This window comes from Janthinobacterium lividum, assembly GCF_011601275.1.
GTDB lineage: Bacteria > Pseudomonadota > Gammaproteobacteria > Burkholderiales > Burkholderiaceae_D > Janthinobacterium > Janthinobacterium lividum_E.
The window spans coordinates 23,475-35,468 of record NZ_JAAOLY010000023.1 but is presented as its reverse complement, the minus strand read 5'-3'; the positions used below and the strand labels follow the sequence as shown (position 1 = coordinate 35,468).

The following is an 11,994-nucleotide window of genomic DNA, read 5'->3' as shown; positions in this document are numbered from 1 at the left end:
CATGTGTAAAAATATGCGCTCAAGTGAAATTAATGCATAATTCCTTTGCAAAAATGCACAGAGAGGGTTTGCCATGCTCGATTGGGATAATGTACGGGTCTTCTTGGAACTGACGCGCAGCGCCGGCCTCGTCGATGCGGCGAAAAAGCTGGGCATCGACCATTCCACCGTGTCGCGTCGCATGCGCAAGTTCGAGGAGCAGGTGGGCACGCAGCTGTTCGACCGCAACTACGTGGGCTACCAGCTGACGCCCGAGGGCCACCGCCTGATGGAATACGCGGAAACCATGGAAAGCACGGTGTTTGCCGCCACCGAGGAACTGGGCGAACATAACCGGCTGCTGTCGGGCCAGGTGCGCCTGGGCGCCACCGAGGGCTTCGGCGCCATCGTGCTGGCGCCCCACCTGGCGCAGTTTTGCGGCCGCTATCCGCACATCAGCGTGGACCTGATCGCCGTGCCCCGTTTCGTCAGCCTGTCCAAGCGCGAGGCGGATGTGGCCATTTCCATCGAGCGCCCCCTGTCCGGCCCGTATGTCGTAACCAAATTGTCCGACTACCGGCTGAAACTGTACGCCACGCCCGCCTACCTGGCACGCCACGCACCGATCACCAGCGTGGCGCAACTGGCGCAACACCCGATCATCGGCTACGTGGACGACCTGGTCTTCAGTTCGGAGCTGCGCTACATGGACAACGTGGCGCCCGATTCCCTGCGCGCGTTTCGCAGCACCAGCGTGATCGCCCAGTATCACGCGGCGCGCGCGGGCCAGGCGCTGGCGATCTTGCCCTGCTTCGTGGCCCAGCAGTCGAACGAGCTGGTGCCCGTGCTCGATGGCGAGATCGATCTGCTGCGCGCCTTCTGGATGATTTCGCCCAGCGAACGGCGCAATATTGCCAGGGTCAGCGCCCTGTGGAATTACCTGCGCAGCGCCATCGACCTCAATCACGCCTATCTGATGGGCGAAACGGCCGTGCCCAGCTGGCCAGCTTGAGCACGCTGCGGCGCGCTACACTGTCGCCACATACTAATAAGGAGAACGCCATGCTGATGGATGCGAACCAGGCCGTTCTGGTCATTGTCGACCTGCAAGGCCGCTTGATGCCGGCCATCCACGATGCGGGCCTCGTGCTGGCGCAAAACCTGCGCCTGGCAAAGATTGCCCGGCTGCTCGACGTGCCCGTGCTGGGCACGGAGCAGAACCGCCACGGACTGGGGCCAACCGTCGAAGAGATCGCCGCCCTGTGCGAACGGACCCTGCACAAGACGCATTTCGGCGCCTGCTTTGACGGCTTGCAGGACATCTTGCCGCCAGGGCGCAAACAGATCGTCGTCGCGGGGTGCGAAGCCCATGTGTGCATGCTGCAGACGGCCATCGGCCTGCTGGAGCTGGGGTACCAGGTCATCATCGCCATCGACGCCGTCGGTTCCCGCCAGGGGGCCAGCCGCGACGCGGCGCTGGCCCGCCTGGGCAAGCTGGGCGCCCATCTGGTGACGGTGGAAATGCTGGCCTTCGAATGGCTGCGCGACTGCAAGCACCCGCGTTTCCGCGAGGTATTGGCGCTGATTAAATAGAAAGCAGGTTTAAGCCAGATCAAGCCCGACGGCCGCCCATTTGCTAGCTTGGTAACAGCGCCCCCATTCCGAGCGGCGCGCCGTCCACATCAGCAAGGGAGCCATCATGGCCTATATCCTGCGGGGCAAGCTGTGCGGCTTGATCTGTGCCGAGTGTCCTGAAGCCTTGTCCCACATCATCGTGCGCCTGTACCGGCCGCGCGAGTCGCAAAACGTCACGGCCCTGGCCATGGCCAGCGCCAAGGAAACCTTCGCCGTCCTCACCGACGAGGAAGTGCAGGCGAAAGCGCCGTTCCTGCTGGCCGAAGCGCGCACGGATGACGACGGTAACTACAGTTTCACCCTGGACGGCGATTATCAGGGCGAGGCCGTGGAAGTCGATATCCTGTGCCCTACCGTGCCGCATTTGAAACCGGGGCCGAAAGACCCCCTGCCGCTGCAGTTTTCCATCACTACCATCCAGCCCCGCTGGCGCCAGGTAGAGAACGACTTCCTCGCCATCTGGGACTATTGCCTGCCGCAACGCTTCTGGTGCCTCGTGCGCGCCCGCTTCGGCGCCTGGACCATCTGCGGCCGACTGCGCACCTGCGACGCTCCCCACGCGCCGATCGCCGGCGCCGCCGTGCGGGCGTTCGACGCCGACTGGCTGCAGGACGATGCGCTCGGTGTCGCGGTGACGGATGCCAACGGGCGCTTCCGCATCGATTACCTGACGTCGGACTTTACATTGACGCCTTTCTCTCCGTTCATCAACGTGGAGTTCGCCAGCGGCCCCGACGTGTATTTCACGGCGCAGCTGGGCAGCGTCCCCATCCTGTCGGAAACGCAGGCCAACGGCCGGCAGCCAGGGCGCGAAAACGTGGGTCACTGCTTCTGCGTGGAATTGTGCTCGAAAGAAGTCCTGCCGCCCGACGTGGAGGGCGTGCCCCACTGGCAGCAGGTGGAAATCTTCGACATCCACCCCTTCCCGTCGCTGGCGGGCTTTTCCGCGCAAGGCTATGCGGGCGGACCCGGCGCCTCGTATGTGTTCGCCGGCGGCGTCACCTTGAAAGGCAATTGCCCGCTGCGCAACAGCGCCATCCCCGCCAACCCGCTCGAATACCGTTTTCTCATCGGCGAATGGACCTGGCCCGGCGGCAGCGACGACCCGGCCGCCATACCTTCGGTGGCGCCCGCCAGCCTGGCGCCGTTGACGCAAGTGCTCGGCACGCACGTCGGCTATGTGTTTTATACGAACGGTCTGGGCCTCGGCGATTCGGCGCCCGTCATCATCGATGCGGGCGATTTGAAACCGGGCGGCTGGATACGGGTGGACGGCAAGCCCGTCACCGTGGACATGCGCGACGGCACGACGGCCATCGTCAACGTGGCGCCCAACATCTTCCTGCGCACGTTTGACTTGCTGACCGTGAATTCGCCGGCCATCACGAGCATGCATCCGGCCAAGCTGCCGGGCGGTTTGCCCATCCTCGACGCGGGCCGCAGCTTGACGGGGGCCGAGAGCGAACCGATACGCCGCTACCGCCTGAGCTTCGAGGTGCGCGACGGCGTCAGTCTGGCGCTCGTGACCACGAACGGGCTCGATTCCATCGTCTTCGACAACTCGCCCGTCATCGTGGCGCTGGACCTGGAAGAGCTGCGCAGCAATGCCTGCAACCCCATCGCGAGCGGCCTCGTGCATATCCTGTACACGATCGACCACCCGCATCTGCGCTTTTTCAATATCACGATTTCCAACAACAACGGCATCACGCACCCGCCGCCACCGCTGCCGGCCGCCACGTTCACGCCGCCACCACCGCCCAGCAATTACCTGTTCCGCGGCGGCGCGGGCGGACCGCATTTATCGGGCAACAATGGCGGCTTCCCCGTCAACGTGGCGCTCGACCCACCTTGCGCCTACCGGGTGGCCATCGGTTGGCAGACGCGGCATTACCTGGCATCGGCGCACAGCATTGACAGGCTGTACTGCAAGTAGGCGAGCTTAGAAGTAGCGCACCCACGCCTGCTTCGACGTGCGCTTGTAATTGGCGAACGCGCGGCAAGGGAAATACAGCACGGGCATCAGGGCCAGCGCGATCAGCCACACTTGCCAGATGTGCTCGACGCCATAACGGTTGCCATGGTTGGCGCCCAGCACAGCCGTCAAGGTGATGCCGATGGCCAGCAGCAGATACAGGTGCAGCAAATAGTAAAACATGGGCGCGCCGCCAAAGGTGGCGCAAGCGCGCGTAAACCAGTTATCGACGCTTTCCAGCCAGGCCATGCCCAGCAAGCCCAAGCCCAGGGTGAACAGCAAAAAGTCCAGCGACGGCGGATACTTGGTGAAGTTCAGCACGCTCATGGCCGTGCGCAGGGCCGTGTCGCCCGCCCCCCATGGCAGGGTTTCGCCATAGATATTCAAGCCGCGCAGCACGGCCAGCAGCAGCAGGCTGCCCGCACCCAGCGCCAGCAGCAGGCGACGGCGTTCTTCGGCGGACAGCCCCCGTGCATACAGGGGACCGGCCGCATAGCCAAGCACGATCACGCCTATCCACGGCAGCAGCGGATAGCTGACCTTGATTTTCATGGCGCCATCGGCCACCAGATAACCGCGTTGCAGCAGTACCGTCAGCAGATAGTAGCCAAGGCTGCCCTCTTCCGCATGCAGCCAGGTAAACAAATGCTGGCCGGCGATGATCGCCACGCCCAGCACGACCAGCACTTTCAACGGCAGCTTGTGCAGCACGGCCAGCGCCATCATGGCCAGGCCGATGACCCAGATCACCTGCAGATACAGGATCGCCGGCGTGAAAGTACCCATCCAGGCAAAATTGACGAACACCAGTTCCAGCACGACGAGCAGCAAGCCCCGCTTGAACAAAAAGCCGCTGGCGCTACGGGGACCGGCGACCGGATGCGCATACAGCCAGGCCGACAAACCCGTCAAAAAGACGAACATGGGCGCGCACACGTGGGCCGCCAGGCGCGTGAAGAAGAGTGCCGGATCGACGTGGGCCGCATCCATGGGATCGCTGACCTGGTGATGCAGAAAGAACGTTTCGCGCACATGGTCGAACAGCATGATCAGCATGACGAGGCCGCGCATGACGTCGATGACGGCGATGCGGGTGCGCAGGGTGGAAGATGTAGTCAATGTCATCGTCATCCCTTAAAAACGGTAATGGGCATTCAAAGTCACCGTGCGCTCGGCCCCCGGCGCCACCCAAAGCTGGCTGTAGGAACTCGCATAGTAGCTGCGGTTGAACAGGTTTTCCACGCTCAAAGCCAGGCGCAGTTTCGCCGTCGGCGAGTACGATGCCAGCAGTTTGGCCGTCGTGTAGGCCGGCAGGGTAAAGCTGCTGCTGACGGCCACGTCACCCAGGCGCTCGCCCACGTATTGCACGCCGCCGCCCACGCTGGCCGTTCCCGTGCCCAGCGCGAATTGCTGCGTGGCCAGCAGGTTGGCGCTGTGGCGCGGCACGTTGGCGAAGCGGCTGCCCGTCACGATCGTATTGTCGCCGCGCGTGACGGTGGCGTCCGTGTACGCATAGGCGCCCGAGACGCGCAAGCCGCGCGCCACTTCGCCCGACACATCGAGCTCCAGTCCCCGGCTGCCCACCTCGCCCGCCGCAACGGCGAAATCCGTGTTGGCGGGATTGGTCGTCAGCACATTGCTCTTGCGGATGTCGTACACGGCCACTGTGCCCGTCAGCTTGCCCGTTTCCAGCTTGGCGCCCAGCTCATACGAGCGGCTGCGCTCTGCGGGAAACGCCTGGTTGGCTATGCTGATGCCGCTGTTGGGCCGGAAGCCCTTGGCCGCGCTCGCATACAGCGACCACGCCTTCGACGGCTGGTAGACGAGACCCACGCGGGGGCTGGTGGCCGACAGCGACTGGCGGTTGCTCACGTGCAGGCGATTATTCGTCACGTCCTGCGTGTAGCTATCACGGCGCACGCCGACCAGCGCCTTCCATTGCGCGCCCAGGTCGATCTGGTCCTGCGCATACAGTCCCCGCGCCTTTTGCCCTTCCTGCGTATCGATGGACAGGGCCAGCGGATCGGCCTTGCCGCCATACACGGGATTGAAAATATCGATGGCATAGGCATTCGCGGCAGAGGGATTGCGGCGCAGCTGCACCCGGTGGTCGTCGAAATGATAGGCGTCGACGCCGGCCAGCACCTCGTGCGCCAGCCCGCCCGTCCTGAACTTGCCCAGTACTTCAACGCGTGCCGACACGTCGGTGGCCGAGAAATCGCGGTGACGGCGCTGGCGTTGCAGGGTGCGGCCATCGGCCAGCAGCTTGCTCGCCTCGGTTGAATAACCGCGCAATTCGCTGTCGCGGTAGGAAGCACCCGCCTGCACCGTCCAGTCGTCGGACAGCGCATGATGAATGAACAGCTGCTGTCCCAGCGACTTGACCGTCATGGGACCATCGCCCGGTTCGCCCAGGAAGCGCGACACTGGCACCTCCCCCAGCCTGCCATTCACGGCGGCGACGCCGCGGTCGAACGGCGCGCGCTGTCGCACGGCTTCGATTTCATACGACACGGTCGTGTGCTCGCCCACCAGCCAGAGAAACGAGGGAGCAAACAGGCTGCGCTCGACTTTCACCGTATCGCGGAAGCTGTGCCCTTCTTCATGCGCCGCGTTCAGGCGGTAGGCGATGGTGTCGTTCAAGGGCCCTGTCAAGTCCAGGGCGGCGCGGCGCGTCTGGAAACTGCCGAGAGAAACATCGGCGCTGTATTCAGGCGCGAACTTCGGCTTTTTCGTCGTGATATTCACCGTACCGCCCGGTTCGCCCCGGCCGTACAGTGCCGATGCGGGGCCTTTCAGCACTTCGACGGCCTGCGTATTGCCGCCGTCGCGCATGCCGTTGTAGCCGCGGCTGGAACTGAAACCGTTGACCATGTAGTCGGAACCGAAATTCGGGTCGCCCGTAAAGCCGCGCATGGCGTAGCTATCCCACAGGCCGCCCAGCGGGCTTTGTTTTGCAATGCCGCTGGCCAGGTCCAGGGCGCCAGCCAGGGTCGTCACGCCCGCGTCGCGCAGCAGGTCGCCCGTCAGCACGCGCACGCTTTGCGGCAAGTCCATCAGCAAGGCGTCCGTCTTGGTGGCGCCCGTGGCGGACAGGCTGCGGTAGTGCTGGCGCTCGGCCTTGACGGTGACGACATCATCGGTCTGCGCACCATCGACTGCCAGTGACCAGGGGCTGGCGGCGGCCAGCAAGAGCGCCACGGGGCGGCGTAAAAACACGGACATGGGGATTCCTGACTATGGGCAATTCAATGCAATAGGCTTGCATTATAATTGATAATCAATTCTCATTAAAGCCTTCATCAACAATCTGCGTCAAAAACTCCACGAACACCTGCACCTTGGCCGCGCGCAGCTGGCGCGGGTGGAACAGCGCCCACAGGTCCGGCCCGCGCGTGCGGAACGGTTGCAGCACGGGCACGAGGCTGCCTTCACGCAGCGGCTGCAGCACGGAAACGGACAGCGCCTGCACGATACCGCAGCCGGCCTGGGCGGCGGCGATCATCGATTCGATATGGTCGAAGGACAAGGCAGCCGGCGGCGTGTGCGCATACGCGGCAGCGCCCGCCTCTCCCTCCTTGGCCTGGAACAGCCACGGCCGCACCTGGCGCGATTTCGGGTACAGGAAATGCAGACAGGCAAACTGGTCCAGCTCCTGCGGCGTGCGCGGCAGGCCATGCCGGGCCACAAAGGCGGGCGAGGCGCAGCACAGGTAATCCATCTTCAGCAGGCTGCGCGCCACCAGCGATGAATCCTGCGGCTCGCCGATGCGCAGCATCACGTCGATGCCCTCTTCCACCATGTCGACCAGGCGGTCGCTGACCGTCAGGCGCAGGGAAATGTCGGGACAGGCGGCCGTAAAACGGGGTAAGGCGGGCGCCACCAGGTTGCGGCTGATGCTGCTGGGCATATCCACTCGCAAGCTGCCCGATGGTTTCCCGGCCGCCTGTTCCAGACTGGACTCCAGCGCGGCCATATCGGCCAGCATCTGGCGCGCCTGCGCATGGCACTGCCGGCCTTCGGCCGTCAGCGACATGCTGCGCGTGGTGCGCTGCAAGAGGCGCACGCCAAAGTGTTTTTCCAGCGCCGCCACCTGGTTGGTCACGGACGAGGTAGAAATGCCCAGGCGCTGCGCCGCCTTGCTGAAACCGCCCGCCTCGATCACGGCGCAAAACACCTGCATCGCTTCCAGCCTGTCCATGCATTTCCTCCTGTTTGACTTTGATTATCCACGATATCGAAATAGTGTATGGAGTCACGCCCCATTTTTCTTTGCGCCGGCCTCGCCTAGACTGGGGCATCAACCACAGGAGAACCCCATGCAAGCCCTCGCCCTTGGCGCCAAAGTGTATGCCACGGGCAGCGCGGCCAGCCGCGACGCCATCGAGGCGCTGGGTGCCCATTTCATCGATTACCGCAGCAGCACGGTGGACGACTACGTGGCCGAGCATACGGGCGGCGCCGGCTTTGACATCGTCTACGACACGGTGGGCGGCGCCACCCTGGACGCCAGTTTCAAGGCGGCACGCATGTATGGCGGCCACGTCGTCAGTTGCCTCGGCTGGGGCACGTTCGCCCTGAGCCCGCTGACGGCGCGCGCGGCGACATACTCGGGCGTGTTCACCCTGCTGCCCCTGTTGAGCGGCCAAGGCCACGCGCGCCATGGCGCGATTCTGCGCGAAGCCAACAAGTTAATTGAGGCGGGCAAGCTGAAGGTGCGGCTCGATCCACGCCGCTTTACCCTGCGCACGGCGCACGATGCGCATGCGGCGCAGATGGACGGCAGCGCGCGCGGCAAGCTGGTGGTGGAGGTGGAGGATTGAACGCCGCTTGTTTCCCGCACGCTGAAGCGTTAATATACAAGAATAAACTTGTATATTAACGGGACTCTTGATGCGTGAAAATCTGGAAAAACTGCTGGCGCAGGGGCGCGACAACGCGCTGCTGCGCTTTGGCCTGGGAGATGCCTGCCTGAAAGACCATGATGCCGAGCAAGCGGCCCTGCACCTGGCGCAAGCCACCGTGCAGCAGCCCGGCTATTCCGCCGCCTGGAAACTGCTGGGCAAGGCCTTGCATCAGTTGGGCCGGCTGGACGAAGCGCAGGCTGCGTGGACCACCGGCGTGACCGTGGCCCAGCAGCAAGGCGACCTGCAAGCCGTCAAGGAAATGACGGTATTCCTGAAACGCCTGCACAAACAGCGGCAGGCGGCAGAGTAAAAAGCTTAATGCGCGTGCGCGGCGCCTTTGGCTTCGGCTGGTAACGCCAGGCCCCGCTCTTTCGCCAGCTTCTTGGCCAGCAAGCCGCCCGCTTCGGCCGCATAGGCGCGGCAGGCGTTGGCGTCGATCAGGGGATTATCTTTACCGTTACGCTTGGCGGCCTTGCCCAGCACATCCGTCGTGCCCGGATGCACGGGGATGATGATATCGCATGGCAAGGCAGCCACCTTGGCGATGCTCGCTTCGAACGAGGCCGAAATATCGGGCTTGCCGCCTTTGCCCGTGTACGTGAAATCGCCGCTCGAATACGGGTTCAGGCTATCCGCATACACGACGTCCAGGCAGCGCTGGCCTTCGCAGGACGTCCACGTCCACGTCGTGCCGCCGGGGGTGTGGCCCGGCGTCATGTGGGCCGTCAAGGTCAACGGTCCTACCTTGACGGTATCGCCCTCGCCTACCAGGCTGACCTTGCTTACCTTGGCGACATGCACGACGGGATCGGCCTGGTATTGCGGATCGTCCTTGCCGTTGGTACCGCTTTGCAGCACCGGGGCGGCCGCTGCGCTGGCCATCACGGTGGCGCCGCTGGCCCGCTGCAGCGCGGCGATGCCGCCCGCATGGTCCCAATGGGCGTGCGAATTGAGGATGTATTTCACGTCCTCGATACGGAAGCCCAGCGCCTTGATGTTTTCGATGATCAGGGGCGCCGATTGCGGCAGCGCGCCGTCGAGCAGGATATGGCCCTGCGGGCTCGTCACCAACACGGCGGACAGGCCGGCCGTGCCCACATACCAGGTATTGCCAAAGACATTGAACGGCTTGACGGGCGCGTTCCATTCCTTGCAATTGTCGCAATTAACCGGTCTATCCTGCACCGGTGCGGGGATCCTCGCCTGCACCGTGCCAGCCGTCATGGTCGCAACCGTAGCCAGCATCAACTTCGCCAATAGTGTCATCTTCATCTCCAGAGTGTAAAAAGAAGGGCGCCCGCACTGGCGCGCCCGGGGGGGTATCAATACATGCGGCCGGTCCTGTCGGCCAGGGTGTCGCGGATGTGTCCGGCGTCGAGCGAGCGCCGCTGCGCACCGTCGGCGTCCAGCAGCACCACGGTGACGTGCTTGCCGCCGCTACGCATGCGCATCGTCAGGCAACTGCCCGCCTCGTGGCTGCTGCCCGTCTTCGACAACACGATGTCCCAGCCCTTGCCGCCCACCAATGGATTGGTGTTGTGCAAGGTGCGGACCTTGCCATTGACGGCCACGCTCGCTTGCGGGTGGCTGGTGATGCGCGCGATGTCCGGATAGCGTGCGGCGGCCGCGACGATCTTGGCCACCTCGCTGGCCGTGGACGTATTCGCGGGCGAACTGCCGACGGGGTCCAGCAAGGTGGTGCGGCGCAAGCCCAGGTGGCGGATCTTCGCCTGCAAGGCGTCATTAAAAGCCGCACTGCCGCCCGGATAAGTGCGCGCCAGCGCGGCGGCGGCGCGGTTTTCGGACGGCAGCAGCGCCAGTTGCAACAGCGCGCCGCGCGACACGGCCACGCCATCGGCCAGCAGGCTGCGGCGTTGCAAGGACGCACCACCATCAGCGCGCACGATGCGTACCTGCTCATCATGATCCTGTCCCGCGTCAAGCACCACCATGGCCGTCATCAGCTTCGTGATCGAAGCGATGGGCACAACGGCGTCCGCGTCTTTCGCCATCAGCACCTTGCCGCTGGCGTCATCGAACACCAGCATGTGTTTGGCGCTGACGGGCAAGTCCAGCATGCCGGCGGCAGCCTCGGCCAAGGTCGAGCCGCTGACTTCTGGCTTGCCCTGCGTCTGCAGCAACAAGGTGGCGCAGGCCAGCAGCAAGGCGGGCACGGCCAGCTTCCAGCTGCCGGCATCCAGACCGGGCGCCATCAAGCGTTCGATACGCGTGAGCAACGCCCCACCCCGGGCCGATATCAGCAAACCGGAGTGCTGCGGCGCGGCCGTCTGCAGGGACAAGGCATGCAGCGCCGTGGCCAGTTGCTGCGGGTCTTGCAGCGCTTGCGCGGCCAGAGTATCAGCCACCTGTTCGCGCTCGGCCCGCATGCGCGCCGACAACCACCACACGACAGGGTGAAAGAACAGCAGCGCCTCGGCCACGCTTTGCAACAGATTGACCAGGTAATCCCAGCGCCGCACGTGCGCCAGCTCATGCGCCAGCAGCGCTTCGAGCAAGGCGACGGGCATGCCGCTCAGCAAGGCCGCCGGCAGCAGGATGACGGGACGCCAGAAACCCACGGTGACGGGGCTGTCCAGGCCCGCATGCAGCTTCAGCGGCGGCCGCCGCTGCAGGCCCATGCGCAGCGCCAGCGCATCGAGGCGCGCCTGCCAGACTGCCGGGGCAGCCACGGCCTGGCGGCGCAGCTTGCCGACCCAGGCCAGGCCCAGGCACAGCCGCAAGCTCATCAAGCCAACGCCCGCGCTCCAGGCCAGCACCAGGGCCGGCATCCACGCTTGCAGCGCGGCGCGCCAGGCAGGCGGCGCGGCCACGGGCAACTGGGCCAGTGATGTGCCCGACAGCAGAGACAACAGGTGGAGCGAGGGAATACACAGGCACAGCAGCAGCGCCAGCGCGCAGACGGCATAGCGCCAGCGCGCGCTGGCGTGGCGCAGCAGCCAGAGCAGGACAGCGGACACGGCGCCGACGATCACGCCCTGCCAGACAAAATACAGCAGGACCCAGCCCAGCGCAGGAACAAGCTTGCCCAACTCAATGCCCAAGCCCATGTCCAGACTCATGGCGCGCCGCCATCCTTGCTGCGCAGGATTTTTTCAATTTCCAGGCGTTCCGCGTCGCTCACGTGCTCGCGCAGCGCCGTCAGCACGAGCGCCTTGCCGGAACCGGAAAACACCTTGCCGATCAAGTCCTTGAGCAAACTCGTTTGCAGCTTTTCCTGCGCTTCGACGGCCGCATACAGCTGGGGACGCTGGCTTTCATCGCGGCTCAGCAAGCCCTTGCCATGCATCAACTGCAACTGGCGCAGCACGGTGGCGTAACTGGCGTCGGCACGCTCGGCGGCCAGGGCGTCATACACGGCGCGGGCGTCGGACGGACCGCGCTGCCACAGGATGCGCAGCAGGTCCAGTTCGGCGGCCGTGGGATGGGGAGTGGAGGTATTTTTTAACATGCCGCTAGAATACCCAGTCTAGAACTCGA

At 64.5% G+C, this 11,994-nt stretch carries 11 protein-coding genes; 5 read left to right on the top strand and 6 right to left on the bottom strand.

Annotated elements, in window-relative coordinates; translation table 11 throughout:
• The first annotated feature begins 73 nt into the window (after positions 1-73).
• The 3 genes from GYK42_RS25675 (at position 74) to GYK42_RS25665 (ending at position 3,550) form a co-directional block, all read left to right on the top strand.
• Positions 74-991 (top strand): LysR family transcriptional regulator, encoded by a 918-nt coding sequence (locus GYK42_RS25675; RefSeq protein ID WP_099402356.1) that lies wholly within the window; start codon positions 74-76, stop codon positions 989-991.
• A 50-nt stretch (positions 992-1,041) separates the two neighbouring features.
• A complete protein-coding gene (locus GYK42_RS25670; protein ID WP_166449797.1) occupies positions 1,042-1,572 on the top strand; it encodes an isochorismatase family protein in 531 nt (176 codons plus the stop codon).
• A 106-nt stretch (positions 1,573-1,678) separates the two neighbouring features.
• Complete coding sequence (locus tag GYK42_RS25665; protein ID WP_205711556.1) at positions 1,679-3,550, top strand: carboxypeptidase-like regulatory domain-containing protein; 1,872 nt, start codon at positions 1,679-1,681, stop codon at positions 3,548-3,550.
• A 6-nt stretch (positions 3,551-3,556) separates the two neighbouring features.
• On the opposite strand, the gene GYK42_RS25660 is transcribed toward GYK42_RS25665, so the two are convergent.
• From GYK42_RS25660 to GYK42_RS25650, 3 genes are read right to left on the bottom strand one after another with little or no spacing between them, the layout of a single operon-like run.
• Positions 3,557-4,720 (bottom strand): DUF1624 domain-containing protein, encoded by a 1,164-nt coding sequence (locus GYK42_RS25660; RefSeq protein WP_166449796.1) that lies wholly within the window; start codon positions 4,718-4,720, stop codon positions 3,557-3,559.
• A 3-nt stretch (positions 4,721-4,723) separates the two neighbouring features.
• Complete coding sequence (locus GYK42_RS25655; protein WP_166449795.1) at positions 4,724-6,814, bottom strand: TonB-dependent siderophore receptor; 2,091 nt, start codon at positions 6,812-6,814, stop codon at positions 4,724-4,726.
• Between the two features lie 55 nt (positions 6,815-6,869).
• On the bottom strand, positions 6,870-7,790 hold the full coding sequence (locus tag GYK42_RS25650) for a LysR family transcriptional regulator (protein WP_166449794.1): 921 nt from the start codon (positions 7,788-7,790) through the stop codon (positions 6,870-6,872).
• 118 nt (positions 7,791-7,908) lie between these two features.
• On the opposite strand from GYK42_RS25650, the gene GYK42_RS25645 reads away from it, so the two are divergent.
• The gene (locus GYK42_RS25645; protein ID WP_346768163.1) at positions 7,909-8,412 is read left to right on the top strand and encodes a zinc-binding dehydrogenase; all 504 of its coding nucleotides are present in this window, start codon (positions 7,909-7,911) and stop codon (positions 8,410-8,412) included.
• 70 nt (positions 8,413-8,482) lie between these two features.
• A complete protein-coding gene (locus tag GYK42_RS25640; protein WP_046683746.1) occupies positions 8,483-8,806 on the top strand; it encodes a tetratricopeptide repeat protein in 324 nt (107 codons plus the stop codon).
• A gap of 5 nt (positions 8,807-8,811) precedes the next feature.
• Here the strand turns inward: GYK42_RS25640 and bla are convergent, their stop codons facing one another.
• From bla to GYK42_RS25625, 3 genes are read right to left on the bottom strand one after another with little or no spacing between them, the layout of a single operon-like run.
• A complete protein-coding gene (gene bla / locus GYK42_RS25635) occupies positions 8,812-9,762 on the bottom strand; it encodes a subclass B3 metallo-beta-lactamase (RefSeq protein WP_240943819.1) in 951 nt (316 codons plus the stop codon).
• A gap of 56 nt (positions 9,763-9,818) precedes the next feature.
• Positions 9,819-11,576 carry a M56 family metallopeptidase gene (locus GYK42_RS25630; RefSeq protein ID WP_166449792.1) on the bottom strand — a complete coding sequence of 586 codons (1,758 nt, stop codon included), beginning with the start codon at positions 11,574-11,576 and terminating at the stop codon, positions 9,819-9,821.
• Entirely contained in the window at positions 11,573-11,965 is a 393-nt protein-coding gene (locus GYK42_RS25625; protein WP_034757543.1) for a BlaI/MecI/CopY family transcriptional regulator, read from the bottom strand. Before GYK42_RS25625 ends, GYK42_RS25630 begins: the two co-directional genes overlap by 4 nt.
• Positions 11,966-11,994 lie beyond the last annotated feature (29 nt).

Bases quoted from the DNA above. Each gene is read 5' to 3' on its own strand.
- GYK42_RS25645 (WP_346768163.1), top strand. From the start codon at position 7,909: ATGCAAGCCCTCGCCCTTGGCGCCAAAGTGTATGCCACGGGCAGCGCG.
- GYK42_RS25650 (WP_166449794.1), bottom strand. From the start codon at position 7,790: ATGGACAGGCTGGAAGCGATGCAGGTGTTTTGCGCCGTGATCGAGGCG.
- bla (WP_240943819.1), bottom strand. From the start codon at position 9,762: ATGACACTATTGGCGAAGTTGATGCTGGCTACGGTTGCGACCATGACG.
- GYK42_RS25675 (WP_099402356.1), top strand. From the start codon at position 74: ATGCTCGATTGGGATAATGTACGGGTCTTCTTGGAACTGACGCGCAGC.
- GYK42_RS25640 (WP_046683746.1), top strand. From the start codon at position 8,483: ATGCGTGAAAATCTGGAAAAACTGCTGGCGCAGGGGCGCGACAACGCG.
- GYK42_RS25630 (WP_166449792.1), bottom strand. From the start codon at position 11,576: ATGAGTCTGGACATGGGCTTGGGCATTGAGTTGGGCAAGCTTGTTCCT.
- GYK42_RS25625 (WP_034757543.1), bottom strand. From the start codon at position 11,965: ATGTTAAAAAATACCTCCACTCCCCATCCCACGGCCGCCGAACTGGAC.
- GYK42_RS25655 (WP_166449795.1), bottom strand. From the start codon at position 6,814: ATGTCCGTGTTTTTACGCCGCCCCGTGGCGCTCTTGCTGGCCGCCGCC.
- GYK42_RS25665 (WP_205711556.1), top strand. From the start codon at position 1,679: ATGGCCTATATCCTGCGGGGCAAGCTGTGCGGCTTGATCTGTGCCGAG.
- GYK42_RS25670 (WP_166449797.1), top strand. From the start codon at position 1,042: ATGCTGATGGATGCGAACCAGGCCGTTCTGGTCATTGTCGACCTGCAA.
- GYK42_RS25660 (WP_166449796.1), bottom strand. From the start codon at position 4,720: ATGACGATGACATTGACTACATCTTCCACCCTGCGCACCCGCATCGCC.